The sequence below is a fragment of the Caulobacter sp. BE254 genome (assembly GCF_031457295.1).
In the GTDB taxonomy this organism is placed as follows: domain Bacteria; phylum Pseudomonadota; class Alphaproteobacteria; order Caulobacterales; family Caulobacteraceae; genus Caulobacter.
The window spans coordinates 102720-125453 of the sequence record NZ_JAVDWJ010000014.1 but is presented as its reverse complement, the minus strand read 5'-3'; the positions used below and the strand labels follow the sequence as shown (position 1 = coordinate 125453).

The window sequence follows — 22734 nt, the reverse complement described above, 5'->3', positions numbered from 1 at the left end:
GCGAGGGGCTCCCCCCTTCCTCCGCCGCTCCTACCGGAACGGATGCTCGCCCCACTCCGGCCAGATGTCCGGAAGATCCGCCGAGACCTTGTCCGGATAGGCGGGCGCGCGTTTTTCCAGGAACGAGCTGACGCCTTCCTTGGCGTCACCGGCCGCGCCGCGCGACTGGATGGCCCGGCTGTCGGCCTTGTGGGCCTCCATCGGATGGTCCGCGCCGGCCATGCGCCACAGCAGCTGGCGGCTCAGCGCCACCGAGACCGGGGCGGTGTTGTCGGCGATCTCGCGGGCCAGCGCGCGGGCGGCCGGCAGCAGGTCCTCGGGCGCGTGCAGCGAGCGGACCAGGCCGCGCTCCAGGGCCTCCTGGGCGCCGAACACCCGGCCGGTGAAGCACCATTCCAGCGCCGTCTGCATGCCCACCAGCCGCGGCAGGAACCAGGACGAACAGGCCTCGGGCGTGATGCCGCGGCGGGCGAACACGAAGCCGAACTTGGCGTCGATCGAGGCCAGGCGGATGTCCATCGGCAGCTGCATGGTCACCCCCACCCCGACCGCCGCGCCGTTGACGGCGGCGATGATCGGCTTGAGGCTTTCGTACATCCGCAGCACCACCCGGCCGCCGCCGTCGCGATAGACGTCGCCGACCTTGCCCTCTTCCCGCTCGATGGCCTGGGGACTGGTGCGGTCGAAGGTGGCGCCGCCGCCCGACAGGTCCGCCCCGGCGCAGAAGGCCCGCCCCGCGCCGGTAACGATCACCACGCGCACGGCGTCATCCGCGTCGGTCAGGTCGAACACCCCGATCAGTTCCTTCATCATCCGGGCCGTGAAAGCGTTCAGCTTGTCCGGACGGTTCAGGGTGATGGTCGCGATCCCGTCCTCGACGGCGTAGAGCAGGGTCTCGAAGCTGGGCGCGGCCATGGGTGGTGTCCTCCGGGTTTGGCGGCACTCAAACACGCGTATGAATCCCTCGCAAGCCGCCTTGCGACGCCAAGGATCTTGCTTCCCCGACGACACCCTTGCCTCCTGGCCAGAGCCGCGCATTGTGGGTGAACACCGATCACGCGGAAACACGCGGACGGGAAAGGGAGGATCCGATGACGTCGATCATCGAGGCCGACTACATCGTGGTGGGCGCCGGCTCGGCGGGCTGCGTGCTGGCGGCGCGGCTGTCGGAAGACGGCCGCCACAAGGTCCTGCTGCTGGAGGCCGGCGGCGACGACCGGCCGACCCGGAACCCGTCCCAGTTCCTGTCGAACCTGATGATCCACATCCCTGTCGGCTACGCCTCGACCCTGAAGGATCCCAAGGTCAACTGGCTGTACCAGACCGAGCCCGATCCCGGCACGGGCGGGCGGTCGCACGTCTGGCCGCGCGGCAAGGTGCTGGGCGGCTCGTCCTCGATCAACGCCATGCTCTATGTGCGCGGCCAGCGCGACGACTATGACGGCTGGCGGCAGATGGGCAACGCCGGCTGGGGCTGGGACGACGTCCTGCCCTATTTCCGCAAGTCGCAGCACCAGGAGCGCGGGGCCTGCGACCTGCACGCCGTCGGCGGCCCGCTCAACGTCGCCGACATGCGCGACGGCCATGCGGTGTCGCAGCTGCTGATCGACGCCTGCCACCAGGCGGGCATCCCGCGCATCGTCGACGTCAACGGCGAACAGCAGGAGGGCGCGACCTGGTTCCAGGTCACCCAGAAGAACGGCGCGCGCTGCTCGGCGGCGGTGGCCTATCTGCATCCAGCCATGGGGCGTGCGAACCTGCGGGTCGAGACCCGCGCCCTGGCCCGCAAGGTGTTGTTCGAGGGCAAGCGCGCGGTCGGGGTCGCGTTCAGCCAGGACGGCGTGGTCCGCACCGCCAGGGCCCGGGCCGAGGTGATCCTGGCCGGCGGGGCGGTCAACTCGCCGCAACTGCTGCAGCTGTCCGGCGTCGGTCCCGGCCAGCTGCTCGCCGAGCACGGGATCGCCGTGGTCCAGGACCTGCCCGGGGTCGGCGAGAACCTGCAGGACCACTATGTCACCGGGGCGCGCTTCCGCCTGAAGGCCGGCACTGTGTCGGTCAACGAGCAAAGCAAGGGCGGGCGCCTGGCCGCCGAGGCGTTGAAATACCTGTTCACGCGCAGGGGCCTGCTAACCCTGTCGGCGGCTCACGTCGCCGCGTTCTGCAAATCCCGGCCGGATCTCGCCAGCCCCGACATCCAGTTCCATATCCTGCCCGCGACCATGGACCTGGAGAAGCTGTTCAACGCGCAGAAGATGGAGCTGGAAGGCGCGCCGGGCCTGACCATCGCGCCCTGCCAGCTGCGCCCGGAGAGCCGGGGCCACATCCGCATAAGGTCGGCCGACCCAGCGGCCCATCCGGCCATCGTCGCCAACTACCTGTCCGATCCGCTGGACCAGGAGGTCGCGGTGGCCGGCCTGAACTGGGCCCGCAGGATCGCCGCCCAGCCGGCCATCGCCCCGCTGATCGACCACGAGATGAACCCCGGTCCGGACATCGACAACGACGCCGCCCTGCTGGGCTACGCCCGCGCCACCGGCTCGACCATCTATCACCCGGTCGGAACCTGCCAGATGGGCGAGGGCTCAATGGCCGTGGTCGACAGCCAGCTGCGCGTGCGGGGCCTTTCGGGCCTGCGGGTGGTCGACGCCTCGATCATGCCGCGCCTGGTCTCGGGTAACACCAACGCCCCGACCATCATGATCGCCGAAAAGGCGTCGGACATGATCCGCCAGGCCGCCCGGGCGGAGGCGGCCGCCTGAGACGAGGACCGGATTGTCGGACGGACGCTCCCGAGCCTGGACGTTGGAGCTTTTGCCGCCGAGCCGGAATAAGGGTGGCGACACGATATTCCGACGGCTTCCTCTGGCGATCCGTCCTGGGAGCCTGAGCAATGGACTGCCTGCAAACCCTCAGCGAGACGCCTGTACTCGTCTTCGACGGCGAAGGTCCCAAGCTGGACGAGCGCTCGGCCAACGACTTCCTCGGCGAAGCCTGGTCGGCCGACGCGACCTGGTTGGCGGTTCCCTTGGAACGGCTGGCGCCCGGCTTCCTCGACCTGAAGACCCGCATGGCCGGCGAGGTGATCCAGAAGTTCACCAACTATCGCGTCGGCGTCGCCTTCGTCGGCGCCATCGCGCCCTGGACCGAAGCCAGCAACAGCCTGCGGGACTTCGTCCATGAGTCGAACCGGGGCCGAGCGGTATGGTTCGTGCGCGACCTGGCCGAATTGGGCGCCCGGCTGGCCAAAGGATAAGCCAACCTCCGCGGCGGAACCTTTCGCTTCTATACGCGCCTCGAATCCGCGCTAACGCTTGCGCTCATGTTCTCCCTTCCCAGGACCGCCACCGCGCCCTTCTGTCCCGCCGAGGTGCGCGGCGCCGTGGCCGTGCCCGACGGCCTGTCGCCCTGGAAGCGGGCGCTGCGCTTTGCCGGACCCGGCCTGCTGGTCAGCGTCGGCTACATGGACCCCGGCAACTGGGCGACCGACATCGAGGCCGGGTCGCGCTACGGGACCGCGCTGCTGTTCGTGGTGGTGCTGTCGAGCCTGGCGGCCATCGTGCTGCAGACCCTGAGCCTGCGCCTGGGGCTGGTCACCGGTCGTGACCTGGCCCAGATGTCGCGCGACCGCTACGGCCCGCGCACGGTCAAGGTCCAGTGGCTGCTGGCCGAGGTCGCCATCATAGCGTGCGACATCGCCGAGGTGCTGGGCAGCGCCCTGGCCTTCAAGTTGCTGCTGGGCGTTCCCTTGTGGGCAGGAGTCCTGCTGACCGGCCTGGATACGGTCATCGTGCTGGGCCTGAAGGGCAAGGGCTTCCGACAGCTGGAGGCGATCATCCTGGGCCTGGTCGGCACCATCGGGATCTGCTTCCTGGTCCAGCTGATCCTGATCAAGCCCGACGCCGGCGCGGTGGCGCGCGGCCTGGTCCCGTCGCTGGACGCCCTGAAACAGGGCAACGCGCTCTACCTGGCCATCGGCATCGTCGGGGCGACGATCATGCCGCATAACCTCTATCTGCACTCGTCGATCGTCCAGACCCGGGTAGTCCCCGCCGACGAACGGGGCAAGCGCTCGGCCCTGCGGCTGGCGACGCTGGACACCGTGGCCTCGCTGGCCGTCGCCCTGTTCATCAACGCGGCCATCCTGATCCTTGCGGCCTCCGCCTTCCACCGGACCGGCAATACCGCCGTGGCCGGCATCGAGGAGGCCCACCGCCTGCTCGAGCCCCTGACCGGCGCGGCCGTGGCCGGCCTGCTGTTCGGGATCGCCCTGTTCGCCTCGGGCCAGAGCTCGACCTTCACCGGCACCATCGCCGGCCAGGTGATCCTGGAAGGCTTCCTGAACCTGTCGATCCCCTGCTGGCAACGGCGGCTGATCACCCGGGGCCTGGCCATCGTCCCGGCCCTGGTCGGGGTGCTGACGATGGGTGAGCATTCCGTCGGCAAGCTGCTGGTCCTGACCCAGGTGGTGCTGAGCGCCCAGCTGCCGTTCGCGATCTTCCCGCTGCTGCGCTTCACCGACGACAGGGCGCTGATGGGCGTGTTCGCCAACGGTCCGGCCACCAGGGCCGTGGCCTGGAGCCTGTTCGGGATCATCTCCTCGGCCAACGCCTGGCTGGTGGTGCAGACCTTCGCGGCTTGACCGCGCGCGCGGCGGCTGGTCTCTATCCAAACAAATGTTTGGGAGCAAGAACGCCATGAAGGAAGTCGCCTACGCCGACGTCGCCAGCCTGGTCGGTCAGGAGATCGGGGTCTCCGACTGGGTCGAGATCAGCCAGGAACGGGTCAACCAGTTCGCCGAGGCGACCGGCGACCACCAGTGGATCCACGTCGACGTCGAGCGCGCCACCCGCGAGATCGGCGGGCCGATCGCCCACGGCTTTCTCACGCTGTCGCTGATCCCGATGCTGGGCGCGGGCATCCTGCATGTCACCGGCGTGACGCGCGGCATCAACTACGGCTGCGACAAGGTGCGGTTCACCGGCATGGTCCGGGTCGGCAAGAAGGTGCGCATGCGCCAGAAGCTGCTCAGCGTCGAGCCCAAGGCCGGCGGCCTGCAGATGAAGAACGAGTGCACCGTCGAGATCGAGGGCGAGGAACGCCCCGCCTGCGTGGCCGAGACGATCGCGATCCTCTACGGGTGACTGAGATGCTCCCCCTTCGGGGGAGCTGTCGCGGAGCGACTGAGGGGGTTGGCGCCGCGCTCCCCCTCCGGCCCTACGGGCCACCTCCCCCAGAGGGGGAGGAATTTAAAGAAAACGGCCGCGGATCGCTCCGTGGCCGTTTGCTTGTCTAGCACCGGCCAAAGCCTAGTGCTTGATCGCGTTCCCGATCTTGTCCTGGGCCTGGCCGACCTTGTTCTGGACGTCGCCCTTGGCCTTCTGGGCCTTGCCTTCGGCTTCCAGGCGTTCGTTGTCGGTGGCCTTGCCGGCGGCTTCCTTGACCGCGCCGACGCCCTTGTCGACAGCGCCTTCGACTCGATTGGTGCTCATGGCTCGCTCCTGTTGGATTTGAACTCCCCGTAGGAACGGGGGGCCCGGAGCGAGGTTCCTGTGTCGGCTAGCCTACCGTGCGACGGCGATGGCGGTGGCCGACACCGCCGCGGCGGCCTGGGTCGCCGCCTGGGTCGAGGGGACGACCGGCTTGGCGGGACTGGCCTGGATCAGCGGCGGCCCCGCCAGCTTGTCCAGCATGGCCACCGTCTCGCGGATATATTTGGCGTGGGTGACGATGCCGATCTCCAGGCGCTCGCCCGACAGCTCGACCTGCTGGGTCAGCATGCCGGCCACGAACTGCACCTCCTGGCTCTCGGTCGAGCCGGGCCGGCGTCGCGCGCCCTGGGCCATGAACACCGGCCCGCCGGAATTGCCGGGGAACACCGAGAAGTCCATCAGGAAGGTCGGGAACACGCTGGCCGGGGCCAGCGGGTACGAAGCCACTCGCCCGGACCGCAGGATCGGGAAGCCGGCTGGATTGGCCGAGAGGCCGCGCGGGAAGCCCAGGGCCATCATCTCGTCGCCCGGACCCAGGCTGTACTTGTTGAAGGTGTCGTCCTGGGCCAGCCAGGCCAGGGGGATCGCCGCCTTGGCGAACTCCGGCGGGGCCTCGACCTCAATGGCGGCGACGTCGCGGGTGGGGTGCTTGACCCACAGCGGGTGGTCGCCGTCGCGGATCTTCAGGGTGTGGGGATCGTAGCGCCAGACGCCGTCGGCGCTCTGGATGCGATAGCCGATCTTGGCCGAGGCCGAGGGCATCTTGTCGAAGACGTGGGCGGCTGTGACCAGGATGGTGCGCGGCCGACCGTCGGGCGTGGGATTTTCGATCAGGAAGCCGGTGCCGACGGTTCGTGATCCGTCGCCGAGCGGCTGCTCGAGCTGCACGGTAGCCTGGATCAGATCGACCGACAGGTCCCAAGCCATCTAAGCCCTCAAGCCCCCGATTCACCCTACGCGAGGGCCAGTTTGACCAGCGTCGTCAGGGCGCACAAGTTGGCGTTCTGACGCATCACGGGGGAAAATCTGACCATGAACCGGCGCAAAATGATGACGAGCGCGGCCGCGGTCATTACGTCGGTGTCGGCCTTCAAGTCCAAGGCCGCCGTTTCCGAGACCCGCATGACCCAGTCGTCCCCCGTTCCGCCCGTCGCCCGCAAGATCCCCAAACGCATTGAGCAGCTGGGCCGGGTCCGCGTCGACGACTACGCCTGGATGAAGGACGACAACTGGCAGAAGGTCCTGCGCGACCCGACCCTTATCAAGCCGGAGGTCAAGGAACACCTGAGCGCCGAGAACGCCTATGTGAAGGCCATGCTGGCCTCGACCGAGGCGCTGCAGGCGGCGATGTTCGAGGAGATGAAGGGCCGCATCAAGGAGGACGACGCCAGCGTCCCCGCCCCCGACGGCCCGTGGGAATACTATTCGCGCTTCAACATCGGAGGCCAGCACCCAATCTTCTGCCGTCGGCCGAGGGGTCGGACCGACGGCGAGGAGATCCTGCTGGACTGCGACGCCCTGGCCAAGGGCAAGGCCTACAGCCAGGTCAGCGCCGCCGACCACAGCCCCGACCACCAGCTGTTCGCCTATGCCGAGGACGCCCAGGGTTCGGAGGTGCACCATATCTATGTGAAGGACCTGACGACCGGCGAGGTCCTGAAGGAGCCCGTCGAGAGCAGCACCGGCGATTTCGCCTGGTCGCCCGACAGCCAGTGGCTGTTCTGGACCCACCGCGACGATAACGGCCGGTCCGACAAGATCTACCGTCGCCCGGCTCGCGGCGGACTGAAGGACGACGTGCTGGTCTATGACGAGCCCGACGACGGCTTCTTCGTCAGCGTGGGGACGACCGGGTCGGACGCCTTCATCGTCATCAGCGCCGGCGACCATGAGACGTCCGAGACCCTGCTGATCCCGGCCTCCGACCCGACGGCCACGCCCAAGGTGGTCGAGCCGCGCACCGTCGGCCTGCGCTATTCGGTCGAGCACTGGGACGGCCGGTTCGTCATCCTGACCAACGCCGACGACGCCATCGACTTCAAGCTGGTCGAGGCGCCGGTCGCCACGCCGGGCCGCGCCCACTGGAAGGATTTCGTCGCCCACAAGCCGGGCCACTTCATCACCGGCCTGTCGGCCTACAAGAATCACCTGCTGCGGGTGGAGCGGGTCAACGCCAACACCCGCATCGTCATCACCGATCGGGCCACCAAAGCCGAGAAGCCGATCGTCATCGACGAGGAGGCCTATGTCCTTGGCCTCGAGGGCGGCTACGAGTTCGACACGCCGGTGATGCGCTATGTCTACCAGTCGCCGACCACGCCCCGGCAGTGGTTCGACTACGACATGGCGACGGGCGAGAAGACCCTGCGCAAGACCCAGGAAATCCCTTCCGGCCACGATCCGGCCGCCTATGTCACGCGGCGGCTCTACGCCAAGGCCCCCGACGGCGCCGAGGTCCCGATCACCGTGCTGATGAAGAAGGGCGTGGCCCTGGACGGCGCCGCGCCGCTGCTGCTGTACGGCTATGGCAGCTACGGCATGTCGATGGATCCGTCGTTCTCGATCCGCAACCTCAGCCTGGTGGATCGCGGCTGGATCTGGGCCACGGCCCATATCCGCGGCGGGTCCGAAAAGGGCTACGGCTGGTTCCTGGATGGGCGGAAGTTCAAGAAGACGAACACCTTCACCGACTTCATCGCCTGCGCCGAGCACCTGCACGCGGCCGGCTATGGGGCCAAGGGCCGCACCGTGGCCTATGGCGGCTCGGCCGGCGGCATGCTGATGGGGGCGGTCACCAACCTGCGGCCCGACCTGTGGGCCGGGATCATCGGGGCGGTGCCGTTCGTCGACGTGCTCAACACCATGAGCGACACCTCCCTGCCCCTGACCCCGCCCGAATGGCCCGAATGGGGCAATCCGCTGGAGGACAAGGAGGCCTACGACTACATCGCCAGCTATTCGCCCTACGACAACGTGGCGGCCAAGGCCTATCCGGCCGTGCTGGCCACCGGCGGCCTGTCGGACCCGCGCGTCACCTATTGGGAGCCGGAGAAGTGGACGGCCAAGCTGCGCGAGAACACGACCAGCGGCGCCCCGATCCTGCTCAAGATCAACATGGACGCCGGCCACGGCGGCGCGTCGGGCCGGTTCGACTTCCTCAAGGAGATCGCCCTGGACTACGCCTTCGCCGTGTGGGCGGTCGACAAGGGATGGAGCAAGGCGTGAGGGGTTCGATCAAACAGGACCTCCCCCTGTGGGGGAGGCGGCCGAAGGCCGGTGGGGGGAATTGTCGGATCGTCGGTCCGGGTTGCGGCCGCCTGCCGACCACGCCCCCCTCCGTCGGCTGCGCCGACACCTCCCCCACAGGGGGAGGACCGCGATGAGCGTCACCATCCGCCCCTCCACCGACGCCGACCTGGCGGCCATCACCGCCATCTACGGCTGGAACGTGCTCAACGGCCTGGGCACCTTCGAGGAGGTCCCGCCGGACGCGGCCGAGATGGGTCGCCGGCGCGCCGCCTTCCTGGCCAAGGGCCTGCCCTACCTGGTGGCCGAGCAGGACGGCGTGGTGCTGGGTTACGCCTATGCCGGGCCGTTCCGGCTGCGCGCGGCCTATCGCTACACCGTCGAGGACAGCGTCTATGTCGGTCCCGACGCGGTGGGCAGGGGCGTGGGCAAGGCCCTGCTGTCCGCCCTGATCGCCGCCTGCGAGGCCCTGGGCCTGCGCCAGATGTGCGCGGTGATCGGCGACAGCGGCAACGCCGCCTCGATCGGCCTTCACGCCGCCCTGGGCTTCGAACGCAAGGGCGTGTTCCCCGCCATGGGCTACAAGTTCGGCCGCTGGGTGGACCTGGTCTGGATGCAGCGCCCGCTGAACGGCGGCGGTTCGCGCGAGCCCGACGCGCCGGGCCTGGCGCTCAGCGGGGTCTGAGCCCGGCGGCTGGCGCCTTGACCGTTGATCAACTCAAGGTTCTCCTGTCTTCGGCGAACGGAGAGCTCGCGATGATCGGCGGTCTTTTGGCGGCGGGCCTGTTGGCGACGAGCTCCGGCGACGTGCTGGACACGGCCAAGCTGCGGGACGCCATGGAAACGGCCCGCCAAGCGCCCGCCGCCGAGTCGCTGGCCGGCCGCCGCTTCCGGATCGCCATCCCATTCGTCGACGAGCGTAAGCGGACCATGAAGGTGCTGCAGAGCCCCGCCCGCTGGCGCTACGACTATTCGCGCGGCGAGTTAACGGTGATGATCGGCCTGGGTCAGATCAGTCCTGAAAACTACAGCGGCTTCAATCTCCAGGGCCTGCGGACCCTGCCGCCTTTGCAAACGGCCTTCTTCGACGGCCATGAGCTGCGCAGTCCGACGACGACCGTCCAGATCATGCGAGGCGTCGAGAAGCGGCAAGAGATCGGCGTCCAGAGCATCACCACTAGCTACGGCCTGGCCATTCCCTTCGCCGACGGCGCTTCGGCCCTGCCGCCCCGCTTCCAGCCGTTCATGCTCCACAAGGTACGCATGAATCAGCAGGCCTATCATCGGTTGACCCGCGGCATGACCCTGGTGCTGGAAGGTCGGTTGACGGCTCTGGGCCAAACCCCCGAAGTGTTCTGCGGCGACTATTCGGGACGGCTGAGCGCGCCCGAGACCCATATCGATGACACCGTCCATCTCTCGGTGCAGGCCCGCCAGTGCTTCGTCACCGCGCGGGTCGACACGGTCTCGGTCAGGGGCGGCGACGGCGTCCTGCTGGCGGGCTGGGGAACGCCCGCCCCTGACCGACCCTGACGCGCAAACAAAAACCCCCGCCGTCGCCGGCGGGGGTCTTGCTCGATACCGATCATATGAGAACGGATCAGCCCTTGCGGCCGCGCGGGGCCTTGGCCTTGCGGCCGCCTTGGCCCAGGCCCAGGGCCTTGGCCATGGCCGAGCGGGCTTCGCTATAGGCCGGAGCGGTCGTGGGATAGTCGTTCGGCAGGCCCCACTTGGCCTTGTATTCGGCGACGGTCATGCCATGCGTCGTAAGGTGACGCTTCAGCGTCTTGTAAGGCTTGCCGTCTTCGAAGCTGATCAGGGCGTCCGGCGTAATGCTGCGACGGATTTGAGCCGGCGTAGCCTTCGTAACGGTCTCAACCGGAGCCGCTTCCGGAGAGCCAATACCGGCCAGAGCATCGTGAGTCGCCCGGATCAGGGCCGGCAGATCGGAGACCGACGTGCTGTTATTGGCCACGTAATTGGCGACGATCTCGGCGGTGAGCTCGATCAGGGTAGCTTTGTCTTCCACGAGTGTCTCTCCGGTGGTTCTTTGACTTGGAAATACACCCGCCCCGTCGAAATACAAGTACTCAATCCGCGTAATCGTGCTTGCCGTCCCCTTAAGGTAAGCGAATCTTGAGAACAGCAACGAGAAACCTGGCGCGATTCTAAACCATGGGAAGCGCTTGGCAGCTGCTTTTTCCGTTCCGGACAAGCGCTGTCAGGCCGACGTTGCTGGGACAAAAGTTTCAGCGTCGCAATGATTCGAGCGTCGCCAGATGAGCCGAAGATCAGCGCTTTTCGAAGCCGAAGCTTGTCAAAGCTGCGCCTTGTCCTTGAAAACACAAAGACTTGCCGACGCCGGAGCGATTTGAAACGGGACGGATCAGGACAGACGCCGCCTTGGCCTTTGAAGCCCAGGCCAGGCCTGAGGCGCTGGAAGAACTTCAAACCAGAACCCGCGCGCCGAACGCGACAGGCGCTCGCCCGCGGCGAGAACGCCGGCCGTGGGACGCCTGGACCATTTCCTGTGGAAAACTGCGACTCAGCGTCGTTTCGCCGGCCCGCCCCGCTGTGGGGCCGCCGGGGCGAATGTGGATCTGGAAAGAAGAACTGGCTGGGGAACTAGGACTCGAACCTAGAATGACGGTACCAAAAACCGCAGTGTTACCATTACACCATTCCCCAGCAGGAACGGCGAGACCCGTCTGGGCCCGGCGAGGCGGTGGAGATAGCGCAGGAGTCGGACGGATGCAACGCTGCTTTGAACTTCTTTTTTTCCGCCGTTTTTCTTTTTGTGGAGCGATTTTTGCCGCTTGCGAGACCGCCGAGCCCTGTCTATAAGCCGCCCTCCAAGTCGGAGTGTGGCTCAGTCTGGTAGAGCACTGCGTTCGGGACGCAGGGGTCGCAGGTTCAAATCCTGCCACTCCGACCATTTCTTTCCCGAAATTTTCCAAAGTACGATCGCGTGGCGTCGCCCCTGCCCCGGGGCTTCGCGCCGCTGCCGTTCGCCAACTTCCCGACGCCGGAAGCCAGGTTGCGCGCTGTTCATTTGACCGCGACGCGAAGGACGCTACTAGCTTGCGCGACACGAGGCAGCAGGACGTCCGATGAAGCAGTTTCTCATGACCGTGGCCGGCGTTTTCGTCGGCTTGGTGTTGTTCCTGGTCGGCGTCCCCTTCCTTCTGATCGTCATGGCGGCCAGCGCCGCCCGTCCTGCCCCGATCCCGACCCATACGGTGCTGCAGCTGGACCTGCGCGGCGGCCTGTCCGACCAGGAGCCGCGGAACCCGTTCGCGGCCCTGGGCGGCGGCGGCGGCCAATCGGTGATGTCGATCATCGAGACGCTGCGCCGGGCCGAGACCGACGACAAGGTCGAGGCGGTGCTGGTGCGCCTGCCTGAGGGCGGCATGGCCCCGGCCTCGGCCGACGAGCTGCGCCTGGCCTTCAAGCACTTCCGCGCGGTCGGCAAGAAGCCGATCTTCGCCCACAGCCAGGGGCTCTATCCCTCGGGCCTGGTCACCTCGACCTACATGCTCGGCTCGGCGGCCAGCGAGTTCTGGATGCAGCCCGACAGCTCGCTGCAGGCCGTGGGCGCGGCCAGCGAGGAGATGTTCTTCAAGCGCTTCTTCGACAAGTACGGCGTCAAGGCCGACTACGAGCAGCGCTACGAGTACAAGAACGCGGTCAATCCCTACCTCTATAGCGACTATACCCCGGCCCACCGCGAATCGACCCTGTCGTGGATGGGCTCGGTCTACGCCACCGCCCTGACCACGGCCGCCCAGGACCGCAAGATCGACCCGGCCGCCCTGATCAAGACCATCGAGGCCGGTCCCTACAGCGCCGAGGAGGCGAAGGCCAAGGGCCTGATCGACCGGGTCGGCCAGGTCAAGGACGCCCAGGACGCCATGCTGTCGCGGGCCGGCAAGGGCGCCAAGCTGCTTGACTTCGACGACTACGCCTCGCGCTCCAAGAAGGCTCCGGCCAAGACCGGCCCGACCATCGCCGTCGTCTCGGCCGAGGGCGCGATCATGACCGGCAGCGGCGAAGGCGGCTCGCCGTTCGGCGGCGACAGCACGATCTATTCCGACCAGGTCGCCAAGGCCCTGTACGACGCGATCGACGACAAGGACGTCAAGGCGATCGTCTTCCGGGTCTCCTCGCCCGGCGGCTCGGACACCGCGTCCGAACAGATCCTGGCGGCCGTGAAGGCGGCCAAGAAGGCGGGCAAGCCGATCGTGGTCAGCATGGGCGCCTATGCGGCGTCGGGCGGCTACTGGATCAGCTCGGAGGCCTCGGCGATCGTCGCCGAGCCCACCACCCTGACGGGCTCGATCGGCGTGTTCGGCGGCAAGTTCGCCCTGGGCGACGCCCTGGCGCGGTTCGGCGTCGACGTGAAGCAGGTGCATGTCGGCGGCGACTATTCCGGCGCGTTCGGCACGGGCCAGGGCTTCACGCCCGACCAGCGGGCCCGGTTCGCCGGCTGGATGGACCGCATCTATGCCGGCTTCGTCCACCGCGTCGCCGAGGGCCGCAAGCTGCCCGAGGAGCGGGTGCGCGAGATCGCCAAGGGCCGGGTGTGGACCGGCGTCCAGGCCAAGCAGCTGGGCCTGGTCGACGAGCTGGGCGGCTTCTATGAGGCCGTCGACAAGGCCAAGAGCCTGGCCGGGATCAAGGGCGAGGTGAAGCTCAAGAAGGTCGGCGGCTCCAACTCGCCGTTCGAGGCGCTGGAGAAGGTGCTGGGCGTCAGCGAGACCTCGGTGCGCACCCTGGCCGCCTCGGCCTGGCTGCTGGGCGACCCGCGCTCGCAGTCGATCCTGGACGAGATGGCCAAGGCCCGCCTGCGCTCGACGCCCAGCGGGGCCTCGGTGCTGGCCGACACGCCGGTTCGGTAGCTCCGGCTTCACGGGCAAGACCAAGGGCCGTCCGGGCGACCGGCGGCCCTTTTTCGTGCGGCCTTGCCGCTCGGGGGATCAAGACCCCTCCCCCTGTGGGGGAGGCGATCGCGCAGCGATCGGTGGGGGGAGTTTTGGGATCGTAGGTGCAGGATCTGGCCATCGGCCGATCACTCCCCCCTCCGTCGGCTTCGCCGACACCTCCCCCACAGGGGGAGGATCTTGGACGCGGCCGGGGACAGGCGCATGCGCCTGTCCCCGGCCATGAGGCGGCGACCTCGGCCTTTCGCGGCCGAGTTGGTGGGAAGGGTGCGAAGCGCCCGGGCCTCGCCCGGAATAGCTTTGATGTTTGTACCGTTTCGACGAAGTTCAGGCGCTTCGCGTGGAGCCGTTATCCGGAAGCCTTCGGGTCGCGGATTTTTAACCCGCTCCGATGGAGGCCCCCGACGGGCAGGGAATTGGCGTTCCCTGGACCGCATGGGCGATTTCAGCCCATGCCTGCTGCGCTTGCCCGCCACCGCGGCGCCGAGGTTTCGGCTCCTTGCATCGGAGCGCCTGCCTCGGACCGACCACGGCGTCCAGTAAAGGACCGCCGGCGAGCGCTTCCCGCTCGACCACCCCTGAGAGCCGCATCGGTCGCCGTACGTGCGCCCTTCCCGTGCTTTCAGGTGGGATCAGGATAAGGGCGGTCGGAAGGGGTGAGGATAGATTGGGGTCGAGAAAGTTTAAGGCTTTGATTCCGCTGGGCTTCACTTGTGATCCGCCGAGCATAAAGGTTCAAGCCCGCGCCTTTCCCGGAGCAGGCGATCGCCCAAAGAAAAACGGCGGGCTCCGAGGAGCCCGCCGCCATTCTTAGTGCTTGTTTTCGCGCCGGCTTTAGAAGGCCAGATCGAAACCGAAGCGGACATAACGCGGCGCTTGGTACGCGATCGGCTTGCCGTAATCCGGGTTCGGACCGCCTTCGTCGGTGTCGCCGGCCTCCTCGAACGAGTTCACGCCGTCGGCGTTGAACACGTTGAAGATGTCGGCGCGCAGGACGAGGTTGCCATTCAGCGGAATGATCTTGTCCGGAACCGTATAGCGAACCGACAGGTCGAGGGTGTTGATCCAGTCGGTCTTCAGGCCCACGCCGCGCGGCGCCGGCTTGCCTTGGCAGTAACGCGACGACGCACCGTAGTCCTGAGCCGCCAGGTCGGTCGGATGAACGCCCAGGCAACCTTGGTGACGCGGCGACAGCAAGCTGTAGTTCGCGCCGAACATCAGGTTATCCGTAACGGCATAGGTGCCGAACAGCTTGAACTGATGAGCACGATGGTTCGGCAGCAGGCCGTACTGGTTGTCGGCCAGACCCTGGAAATCGAACAGGATGGTGCTGCCGGCGTCGGTCTGGGCGTTGTCGGACAGAACCGTGCCTTCGTAGTTGCCCTTGGATTCCGAGAGCACATACGAGCCTTGCAGGCCCCACTTGCCGTCGAAGGCGCGTTCGAAGTTCAGCTCCAGGCCGATATATTCGCGCTTCACGGTCGGGAAGCCCAGCTCCTGCTTGGTGAAGGTCAGGGTCTTGGGTAGGCCGCTGGCGGCCAGGGCCGCGATGGTTTCCGGCGAGTGGACGGCCGAGTTCGGCTGACGCAGGTTGATCGTCAGATCTTCACCCGGGTTGAACACGATGTACTGCCAGGAGTTGTTCCACACCGTGTTACAGGCCGTCAGAGCCGCGCCGGTCAGGTGAGCGGCGCAATAGGCCTGGACGTACGGGTCGAGCGTGGTGTCTTCCGACACGCGGTGCAGCGACCGGTAGGTCAGCGAGGCGCCGACCTTCCACAGCGAGTCGAGCTGACGCTGATAGCCGATCACGAACTCGTCCTCGTAGGTCGCCTTCAGACCGACGGCGGTCTTGGAGGCGGCCGGTTCGGCCACGCCCACGCCGAAGGGAACCGAACAGCCCTGCACGCCCGCAGTGCCAGCGATCGGATTGTTCAGCGGGCAGTAAGTGAAGTTGCCGGTCGGGTTGGTGGTCTTGGTGATCTGCGCGCCCAGAGCCGCGGGCACGCGGGTGCCGGGGGCCATCACGAAGCCGCCAGCCGGGGCGTAGAAGTAGGTGCTGTAACCCAGATCGGCGCCGCGGTAGCTGAGGTTCGAGGCCGGCGGGATGAAGTAACGGCCGTAGGAGGCCGAGATCTTATCCTTGCCTTCGCCAACCGGATCCCAGGTCAGGCCGACGCGCGGACCCCAGTTGTTCTTCAGGTTGAGAACCTGTTCGCCCACCAGGTTGTCCAGCGTGAACTTGTCGTTGCGGATGCCGAGTTGCAGGCTGACCGTCGGCGTGATGTCCCAGGCGTCCTGGATATAGTAGGACGTATTGCCGCCGTGAACTGGCGCGCCGCCCAGACGCTGGGTCGACACTTCGATATACTCAGTGCCCGGCGCGACGCCCCGAGCGTCCTTAGCCGAGCCGACGTGATAGAAGTAGCCAATGCCGCCCGGCAGCACCGTGGTGTGGTTCAGCGTCGTCTTCTCATGATCGTAACCCGTACGAACGTGGTGCGATCCCAACAGGTTGAAGTAGAAGTCGCCGTCGAAACGATAGAACTCGCGAGTGGTGTTCAGCGTAGCGACCGTGCTCTGCTTTTGCTGGCTGATGATGTTCGTGGTGCCGGGAACGAGGTTGTTCGGATCGGTACGGTCGACGTTATCGCGAACCCGCGGGCTGGTCGTATCTTGCGGGAACGTGTTCACGCGATCCTTGCTCTTGCCGTAGGCGGCCGAGAAGGTGAACCAGTCGGTGAAGGTGCCGGTATAGCGGCCGACATAGTTCTCGCCGCCCAGTTCGTACTGGGTCGACGGCAGGGCGGAACCGATTTCATCGGCGTCGCCGTCATAGCTCCAGGCGTTGCGCTGGGTCGTGCGGGTGGTGTCGAAATAGGTGAATTCCAGGCGATGCTTGTCGGTGATGTAGCCGTCGAGCTTCAGGCCGTAGAACGGGTCGTTGGTGGTGTCGCGGACGTATTGGCCGTTCGCGATCTGCGCCGTCTTGACCACTTCCTGCTGGCTTTGCGCCAGGCCGTAGAAGAACAGGTGGTCCTTGATGATCGGGCCGCTGAGCTCGACCGTGCCGCTGTTGTTCGAGCGGCCGCCGCGGTGGTTGGCGTACTCGTAGGTGTCCGGCGAGTCCTGACGCAGGCTGTCGGACTCGAAGTTGCCGTGCAGCACGACCTTGAAGTCGTTCGAGCCCGACTTGGTGACGGCGTTGATCACGCCGCCGGTGGCGCGACCGAACTCGGCGGGGTAGCCGCCGGTCTTCACCTCGATCGACTTGTAGAAGTCGAACGGAACGGCGGCGCCGCCCACATAGGTGTTGAAGTTGGTGATGTTCAGGCCGTTCACGTAGAACGCGTTCTCGGCGATCGACGAACCGCCGATCGACGGCTGGGTGCTGAAGTCCGGCGTGGCCGGCGAGGTCGAGACGACGCTGGTGCTGCCCGTCAGGGCGCCAGGCGCCAGTTGCACGACGGCGGTCAGCGAGCGGCCGACAGGCGCCTGCTTGGTCAGGGTTTCCATGTCGACGGTCAGACCCTTGGTGGTCTGGGCGAAGTCGAGCTGCGGGTTGGCGGTCGCGGTGACGACCACTTCGCTGACCGAAGAGTCAGCCGAGGCCAGGGTGAACGAATAGGCGGTCTGGCCGCCCAGGCCGACGCGGACGTTGCCGTCGCTGGTCGGCTGGTAGCCTTCCTTGGCGATCGACACCGAGTAGCCGCCGATCGGGATCAGGGGAACGCGGAACTGGCCCGAGCCGTCGGTGGTGACGGTGCGGGTGAACCCTTGGTCCAGCGACTTCACGGTGACCGTCGCGTCCGGAACGGTGACGCCGGAAGAATCCTTCACGGTGCCGACCAGCGAGCCGGAGCTGTAGTCCTGGGCGCTGGCCAGGGTCGGGATCGCCGTGGCGACCGCGGTGACCGCCAGCGGCGCGGCGACGGTGGCCAGGCCGGCCAGCAGCGTCGACGTCAAGAGACGCGCGCGCGCGCCGCCCTTGGTGGAAATCATCTTCATCGTATCCCCTCTTGCATGGTGAAGCATTCCAGCCGCCCGCACGCGCCCCTTTCGGGGACGTTACGTTCGGTCTGTCTGGATTTTCGCCCCAACTCCACCACGAGAACTTAGGTGTCCCGGAAAACATTTCCCCGGTTGCGCCGACGTTAGGAGGCGCGCCGCGCGCCGGTCAATTCCCATTACCGATCCGTAATCACATCGCCCAAGGCTGTCGCATTATCGCAACACGATCGCCTCATTTCTGACGAACACCGCTCAGATTCCCCCCAAACCGGTCGGTAGAACAGGTCCCTTCTGCCGTATGTCGTTGGGCTGCAAGGCAAATTCCACCCGTGCCAAGCTGACGAACGCCGCGGATCGACACGGTCGATTTTGCCGGTCAAAACGCCCCTCATCCCGTTGACATTCGAGAAAATACCCCTCGAAACCGCGTCGGTATCGGTATCAAATGTCGAACACTGACGATCCCTGGGAGATTTTCCCCATCTATCGCTCAAATTTCCAACACATTTGGCGGGGGCCGACCGTTGCGTGGGCGCCCAAGTGCCGGGATGATGAGGCCCTCCCGCCTCGGCGGCGCCCCGACACCTTTCCACGAGCGATCAAAGCCCATGACAGCGTTCCGACGTGTAACCGACTCACTTTCGGTCAGCCCCCAGATCGGACTCGACGACCTGGACCGCGCCGCCGGCGAGGGCTTCGTGCTGGTGATCAACAATCGACCCGACGACGAGGAGCCGGGCCAGCCGTCCAGCGCCCAGGTCGAGGCGGCGGCCCGGGCCGCGGGCCTGGACTATCTGCATGTTCCGGTGCGGGGCGGGCCGACCCCCGACCAGGTCGAGGCCGTGCGGCGCGCGGTCGAGGGCGCCGAGGGGCCGGTCCTGGCCTTCTGCCGCTCGGGCACGCGCTCGATCGTCACCTGGTCCCTGGGCCAGGCCGCGTCGGGCGCGGCCGACCGCGCCACCCTGGTGCGCCAGGGCGCGGAGGCCGGCTATGACCTGTCAGGCGTGCTGGGCGCCTAGGAGCGGATCCGGGCGGGCCGCTAGTAGCGGTGGCTGAGGGCGACCCGGGCCGCCATCGGCGACGGTTCGGGCTCGCAACTGGCCAGCACGAACTGAGCTGCGATGAGACACAGGATGGCGAAGGCCGCGCGCTGGAGCCGTTTTGAGACAAAAATCGCTGCGTCGGCGGTCATGATCCGTGCTCCGGAAGGTTTACGAACCGTTTACCGCAAGACCGGCGCCGGCGCGGCGCCCGCCCAGCATCCGATCGCCCCAGAGGCCGCCATGATCCCCTTCGTCCGCGAGATCGAGTTCGAATACGGCCGCTGCGACCCGGTCTCGCCGTCGATCCGCCGGGTGATCGCCGACAATCCCGGCCCCTTCACCTATGTCGGCACCGGGACCTACATCGTCGGGCGCGGGACCGTGGCGGTGATCGACCCCGGCCCGGACCTGGACGGCCATCTCAAGGCGCTGCTGGCGGCGCTGGAGGGCGAGACGGTCAGCCACATCCTGGTCACCCACCACCACAGCGACCACTCTCCCCTCGCCCGCCCGCTTCAGAAAGCGACGGGGGCGACGATCTTCGGCCGTCGCGCGCCGCATCTCAGCGACCTGGCCCCCGGGCTGGCGCTCGAGGCCGGCGAGGACGAGGGCTTCCGGCCCGACGTCGAGATCGCCGACGGCGACGTCTTCGAGGGACCGGGCTGGACCCTGCGCGCCGTGACCACGCCGGGCCACACCTCCAACCATGTCTGTTTCGCGCTGGAGGAGGAGAACGCCCTGTTTTCGGGGGATCATGTCATGGGCTGGTCGACCACGGTGATCACCCCGCCGGACGGCGACATGGGCGACTATTTCGCCAGCCTGGAAAAGGTGCGGGCCGAGGGGTTCGACACCCTGTGGCCGACCCACGGCGCGCCGGTTCGCGACGTGGACCCGTTCCTCCAGGCCTATGCCGACCATCGCCGGGCGCGCGAGGCCCAGGTGCTGGCGGCCCTGGCGGCGGGGCCGACCACGATCAGGGCCATGGTCCCCACCCTCTACGCCGCCGTCGATCCCCGCCTGCACCCGGCGGCCGCCATGTCGGTGTTGGCCCACGTGCTGCTGCTGGTGAAGCAGGGGCGGGTGACGTGCGACGGCGAGCCGGGGCTAGATTCCGAGTATCGGCTGGCCTGACGGCTGGCCTCTACCCCTTCGCCGCCGCCAGCAGATCCCCCACCCGGCGGCAGTTGCGGCCCAGGTCGCCGCCGGCCTTGCGGCCGACCGAGCGCAGGTCGACCCGAGCGCCGGCGGCGTCGGGGCGCACTCGCACGATCAGGTCGTCCTCCAGGCCGTACCAGAAACTCCGACCCGTGGCCTCCAGTCGCCCGTCCGCCGGGTCGTCGGTGACGATCGACAGGCCCGCGGCCTGGACCGCCGCCTTGGCCGCGTCATAGGCGTCGGCGGGCTGGCGCGCCAGGACCAGCGGCCGGGCGGCCGGACAGGTCTCGGCGTTGACGTCGGCGACGCGGCGGCCGGCGAAGCTCAGCGACCCGATCGGCAGGCTGGGATCGGCCTCGATCGACGCGGCGCCGGCGCCGCGAGCCGCCAGGCCGGCGTCGGACAGCGTCAGCGGCGTCGTCCAGTCGGTGGCGACGTCGTGGACCGGCGGCGCGCGGCCGCCGACGAGATTGGCCGCGACCATGGCCGCCAGGGTGACGACGGTGATCGCCACCGCCCCCAACGCCTTCTTCCAATGCCGCGAAAAACCGCCGAACACCGCGACGAACAGGCCCGCCACGCCGGTGGCGACGCCCAGCACGGCGGCCTTGGGGGCCCAGTCCAGGGTCATCCGGTCATAGCCGAGCCCCTGGGGCAGCAGGCCGAGCTTCACCCCCAGCGCGGCGACCGCCACCAGCACGGCCGGCGCCAGAGCGACCAGCACCGCCCCGTCGAGCAGGCGCGAGGCGACGCCGCCCTTGGGCGGGACCGCCTTTTCGGCCCTGGCCTTGCCGCCGTCCTCCTGGCGATCGGCGGGCAGGACCAGCGGCGCCTGTTCGGCGACGAACACCGGCTCGGCGTGGAAGGCCTCCTCTGGCACGGGCCCCAGGGGCGGCACGGCGTCGGGGGTCTCCAGCGGATCCAGGGGGAACCGCGCTTCCGGGTCGTCGGATTCCGAGAGGGGCTCGGCGTCGGCATGGGCCAGGGCCTCGACCACCCGCGGCTCGGCCAGCGGCGGCGGTTCCGACAGCGGATCCTCGGGCTCGGGCGCGTAGATCCGTGCGGCCTGCGCCCCGTCGGCGGCGGCCAGGATGGCGGCCGGCGGCTCGGGCTCCGGGTCGGGATCCGCCACGGCCTCGGCGGCGCCTGCGACAGCCAGCGCCGGCAGCGCGTAGTCCTTCATGCGCTGGCGGATCAGCTTCTTGTCGATCTTGCCGGTCGCACCCAGCGGGATGTCGTCGACGAAGACGACGTCGTCCGGCGTCCACCACTTGGCGATCTTGCCGTGCAGGAAGTCGAGGAAGTCCTGCTTGGTGGCCGTCTCGCCGTCCTTCAGCTTGACCAGCAGGATCGGCCGCTCGTCCCACTTGGGGTGCGGCACGCCGATCACCGCCGTCATCGCGGCCTTGGGATGGCCCAGGGCGATGTTCTCGATGTCGATGGTGCTGATCCACTCGCCGCCGGACTTGACCACGTCCTTGGCCCGGTCGGTGATCTGCATGAAGCCGTGGTCGTCGATCGTCGCCACGTCGCCCGTGTCGAAGAAGCCTTCGTCGTCGAGGATCCTGCCGCCGGCGCCGCGGAAGTATTCGGCGGCGATGATCGGGCCCTTGATCTTCAGGTTGCCGAAGCTCTTGCCGTCGTGCGGCAGGCGCCGGCCGGCGTCGTCCGTCAGCTTCAGCTCCACCCCCAGCGGCGGCCGGCCCTGCTTGAGCCGATAGGACATCTGCTGGTCATAGGGCAGCTTTTCCAGCTCGTCGGTCATCACCGACAGCGTGCCCACCGGCGAGGTCTCGGTCATGCCCCAGGCGTGGACCACCTCGACGTCGTAGTCGTCGTGGAAGGCGCGGATGATGTGCTCGGGACAGGCCGCCCCGCCGATCACCACCTTGCGCAACACCGGCAGCTTCGCGCCCGTCTCCTTCAGGTGCTGCAGCAGCATTTGCCAGACGGTCGGCACGGCGGCCGAGAAGGTGACGCCCTCGCTGTCCAGCAGCTCGAAGATCGAGGCTCCGTCCATCCTTGCGCCGGGCATCACCATCTTGGCCCCGGTCCCGGGGGCCGAGAACGCCACGCCCCAGGCGTTAGCGTGGAACATCGGCACCACAGGCAGGATCACGTCCTTCTGCGACAGGCCCATCACGTCCGGCTGCAGGGTGATCAGGGTGTGCAGCACGTTGGAGCGGTGCGAATAGAGCACGCCCTTGGGGTCGCCCGTCGTGCCCGAGGTGTAGCAGAGCCCGGCCGCCGTGCCCTCGTCGAAGCCGCCCCAGGCGCAGTCGGCGTTGTGCTGCTCGACCAGGTCCTCGAAGCACAGCAGGCCCTTGAAGTTCGGCGTCTCGCCGGTCGGCCGGAAGTCGGCGGGCATGTGGTCGCGATCGGTGAACAGCACCACGTGCTCGACGCTGGGCAGGTGCTGCAGGACGCCGGCGATGATCGGCATGAAGGTCAGGTCGACGAAGATCACGCGGTCGCCGGCGTGGTTGGCGATCCAGGCGATCTGCTCGGGAAACAGGCGGGGATTCAGGGTGTGGCACACCGCGCCGATGCCCATGATCCCGTACCAGGCCTCCATGTGGCGGGCGGTGTTCCAGGCCAGGGTCCCGACCCTGTCGCCCGGCTTGACGCCCAGGGCCAGCAGGGCGTTGGACACCCGCTTGGCGCGCTCGTGGATCGCGGCGTAGGTGGTGCGAACGATCGGCCCCTCGACCGAGCGGGTGACGACTTCGCGCGCGCCGTGCCACTGGGCGGCGTGGTCGATGATCTTGTCGACCGTCAAGGCCCCGTGCTGCATCAAGCCCTGCATCGGCCACGCTCTCCCGGATCATTATCGTTGTTCAGGCGAGG

Annotated in this window: 16 protein-coding genes, 2 tRNA genes and 1 pseudogene; 11 read left to right on the top strand and 8 right to left on the bottom strand. The window is 67.7% G+C overall.

The window, feature by feature from the left end:
* Positions 1 to 30 precede the first annotated feature (30 nt).
* Positions 31 to 915, bottom strand: coding sequence for a crotonase/enoyl-CoA hydratase family protein (locus tag J2X41_RS20955; protein WP_310085348.1), 885 nt, complete (start codon positions 913 to 915; stop codon positions 31 to 33).
* Between the two features lie 176 nt (positions 916 to 1091).
* Between J2X41_RS20955 and J2X41_RS20950 the strand changes: the two genes are divergently transcribed.
* From J2X41_RS20950 to J2X41_RS20935, 4 genes are all read left to right on the top strand, one after another.
* Positions 1092 to 2759 carry a GMC family oxidoreductase N-terminal domain-containing protein gene (locus tag J2X41_RS20950; RefSeq protein ID WP_310085346.1) on the top strand — a complete coding sequence of 556 codons (1668 nt, stop codon included), beginning with the start codon at positions 1092 to 1094 and terminating at the stop codon, positions 2757 to 2759.
* Between the two features lie 131 nt (positions 2760 to 2890).
* Entirely contained in the window at positions 2891 to 3253 is a 363-nt protein-coding gene (locus J2X41_RS20945; protein ID WP_310085344.1) for a DUF4180 domain-containing protein, read from the top strand.
* Positions 3254 to 3319: 66 nt separating this feature from the next.
* Complete coding sequence (locus J2X41_RS20940; RefSeq protein ID WP_310085341.1) at positions 3320 to 4639, top strand: Nramp family divalent metal transporter; 1320 nt, start codon at positions 3320 to 3322, stop codon at positions 4637 to 4639.
* 55 nt (positions 4640 to 4694) lie between these two features.
* Complete coding sequence (locus tag J2X41_RS20935; RefSeq protein ID WP_310085338.1) at positions 4695 to 5141, top strand: MaoC family dehydratase; 447 nt, start codon at positions 4695 to 4697, stop codon at positions 5139 to 5141.
* Between the two features lie 148 nt (positions 5142 to 5289).
* On the opposite strand, the pseudogene J2X41_RS20930 reads toward J2X41_RS20935, so the two are convergent.
* Both J2X41_RS20930 and J2X41_RS20925 read right to left on the bottom strand, forming a co-directional pair.
* Positions 5290 to 5489 (bottom strand): annotated as a pseudogene (locus tag J2X41_RS20930) (CsbD family protein).
* A gap of 72 nt (positions 5490 to 5561) precedes the next feature.
* On the bottom strand, positions 5562 to 6416 hold the full coding sequence (locus J2X41_RS20925; RefSeq protein WP_132091640.1) for a serine protease: 855 nt from the start codon (positions 6414 to 6416) through the stop codon (positions 5562 to 5564).
* A 105-nt stretch (positions 6417 to 6521) separates the two neighbouring features.
* On the opposite strand from J2X41_RS20925, the gene J2X41_RS20920 reads away from it, so the two are divergent.
* The 3 genes from J2X41_RS20920 to J2X41_RS20910 all read left to right on the top strand — a co-directional run bounded on the left by J2X41_RS20920 (position 6522) and on the right by J2X41_RS20910 (position 10268).
* Entirely contained in the window at positions 6522 to 8714 is a 2193-nt protein-coding gene (locus tag J2X41_RS20920; RefSeq protein WP_310085334.1) for a S9 family peptidase, read from the top strand.
* Between the two features lie 154 nt (positions 8715 to 8868).
* Positions 8869 to 9420, top strand: a complete 552-nt coding sequence (locus J2X41_RS20915; protein WP_310085331.1) for an N-acetyltransferase family protein — start codon at positions 8869 to 8871, stop codon at positions 9418 to 9420.
* A 71-nt stretch (positions 9421 to 9491) separates the two neighbouring features.
* Positions 9492 to 10268: a hypothetical protein gene (locus J2X41_RS20910; RefSeq protein ID WP_310085328.1), complete on the top strand. Its 777-nt coding sequence runs from the start codon at positions 9492 to 9494 to the stop codon at positions 10266 to 10268.
* 67 nt (positions 10269 to 10335) lie between these two features.
* Here the strand turns inward: J2X41_RS20910 and J2X41_RS20905 are convergent, their stop codons facing one another.
* Positions 10336 to 10764, bottom strand: coding sequence for a MucR family transcriptional regulator (locus tag J2X41_RS20905; protein WP_012285398.1), 429 nt, complete (start codon positions 10762 to 10764; stop codon positions 10336 to 10338).
* Positions 10765 to 11349: 585 nt separating this feature from the next.
* A tRNA-Gln gene (locus tag J2X41_RS20900) sits at positions 11350 to 11423 on the bottom strand.
* A gap of 170 nt (positions 11424 to 11593) precedes the next feature.
* Between J2X41_RS20900 and J2X41_RS20895 the strand changes: the two genes are divergently transcribed.
* Positions 11594 to 11670, top strand: a tRNA-Pro gene (locus J2X41_RS20895).
* Between the two features lie 175 nt (positions 11671 to 11845).
* Positions 11846 to 13633: a signal peptide peptidase SppA gene (sppA, locus tag J2X41_RS20890; protein ID WP_310085325.1), complete on the top strand. Its 1788-nt coding sequence runs from the start codon at positions 11846 to 11848 to the stop codon at positions 13631 to 13633.
* An 876-nt stretch (positions 13634 to 14509) separates the two neighbouring features.
* Here the strand turns inward: sppA and J2X41_RS20885 are convergent.
* A complete protein-coding gene (locus J2X41_RS20885; protein ID WP_310085322.1) occupies positions 14510 to 17683 on the bottom strand; it encodes a TonB-dependent receptor in 3174 nt (1057 codons plus the stop codon).
* Positions 17684 to 18294: 611 nt separating this feature from the next.
* Here J2X41_RS20885 and J2X41_RS20880 point away from each other — a divergent pair.
* Entirely contained in the window at positions 18295 to 18705 is a 411-nt protein-coding gene (locus J2X41_RS20880) for a TIGR01244 family sulfur transferase (RefSeq protein WP_310085320.1), read from the top strand.
* Between the two features lie 20 nt (positions 18706 to 18725).
* Here J2X41_RS20880 and J2X41_RS20875 read toward each other — a convergent pair whose 3' ends face one another.
* Positions 18726 to 18878 carry a hypothetical protein gene (locus tag J2X41_RS20875; protein WP_155856947.1) on the bottom strand — a complete coding sequence of 51 codons (153 nt, stop codon included), beginning with the start codon at positions 18876 to 18878 and terminating at the stop codon, positions 18726 to 18728.
* Positions 18879 to 18969: 91 nt separating this feature from the next.
* Here J2X41_RS20875 and J2X41_RS20870 point away from each other — a divergent pair, with 91 nt between their 5' ends.
* On the top strand, positions 18970 to 19863 hold the full coding sequence (locus tag J2X41_RS20870; protein WP_310085315.1) for an MBL fold metallo-hydrolase: 894 nt from the start codon (positions 18970 to 18972) through the stop codon (positions 19861 to 19863).
* Between the two features lie 10 nt (positions 19864 to 19873).
* Here the strand turns inward: J2X41_RS20870 and J2X41_RS20865 are convergent, their stop codons facing one another.
* Positions 19874 to 22693, bottom strand: a complete 2820-nt coding sequence (locus J2X41_RS20865; RefSeq protein WP_310085312.1) for a long-chain-fatty-acid--CoA ligase — start codon at positions 22691 to 22693, stop codon at positions 19874 to 19876.
* Positions 22694 to 22734 lie beyond the last annotated feature (41 nt).

Excerpts from the sequence above, each read along its gene's own strand:
- J2X41_RS20935 (WP_310085338.1), top strand. The coding sequence starts at position 4,695 with ATGAAGGAAGTCGCCTACGCCGACGTCGCCAGCCTGGTCGGTCAGGAG.
- J2X41_RS20940 (WP_310085341.1), top strand. The coding sequence starts at position 3,320 with ATGTTCTCCCTTCCCAGGACCGCCACCGCGCCCTTCTGTCCCGCCGAG.
- J2X41_RS20915 (WP_310085331.1), top strand. The coding sequence starts at position 8,869 with ATGAGCGTCACCATCCGCCCCTCCACCGACGCCGACCTGGCGGCCATC.
- J2X41_RS20925 (WP_132091640.1), bottom strand. The coding sequence starts at position 6,416 with ATGGCTTGGGACCTGTCGGTCGATCTGATCCAGGCTACCGTGCAGCTC.
- J2X41_RS20865 (WP_310085312.1), bottom strand. The coding sequence starts at position 22,693 with ATGCAGGGCTTGATGCAGCACGGGGCCTTGACGGTCGACAAGATCATC.
- J2X41_RS20920 (WP_310085334.1), top strand. The coding sequence starts at position 6,522 with ATGAACCGGCGCAAAATGATGACGAGCGCGGCCGCGGTCATTACGTCG.
- J2X41_RS20950 (WP_310085346.1), top strand. The coding sequence starts at position 1,092 with ATGACGTCGATCATCGAGGCCGACTACATCGTGGTGGGCGCCGGCTCG.
- J2X41_RS20870 (WP_310085315.1), top strand. The coding sequence starts at position 18,970 with ATGATCCCCTTCGTCCGCGAGATCGAGTTCGAATACGGCCGCTGCGAC.
- J2X41_RS20880 (WP_310085320.1), top strand. The coding sequence starts at position 18,295 with ATGACAGCGTTCCGACGTGTAACCGACTCACTTTCGGTCAGCCCCCAG.
- J2X41_RS20885 (WP_310085322.1), bottom strand. The coding sequence starts at position 17,683 with ATGAAGATGATTTCCACCAAGGGCGGCGCGCGCGCGCGTCTCTTGACG.
- J2X41_RS20875 (WP_155856947.1), bottom strand. The coding sequence starts at position 18,878 with ATGACCGCCGACGCAGCGATTTTTGTCTCAAAACGGCTCCAGCGCGCG.
- J2X41_RS20955 (WP_310085348.1), bottom strand. The coding sequence starts at position 915 with ATGGCCGCGCCCAGCTTCGAGACCCTGCTCTACGCCGTCGAGGACGGG.
- J2X41_RS20910 (WP_310085328.1), top strand. The coding sequence starts at position 9,492 with ATGATCGGCGGTCTTTTGGCGGCGGGCCTGTTGGCGACGAGCTCCGGC.
- J2X41_RS20945 (WP_310085344.1), top strand. The coding sequence starts at position 2,891 with ATGGACTGCCTGCAAACCCTCAGCGAGACGCCTGTACTCGTCTTCGAC.
- sppA (WP_310085325.1), top strand. The coding sequence starts at position 11,846 with ATGAAGCAGTTTCTCATGACCGTGGCCGGCGTTTTCGTCGGCTTGGTG.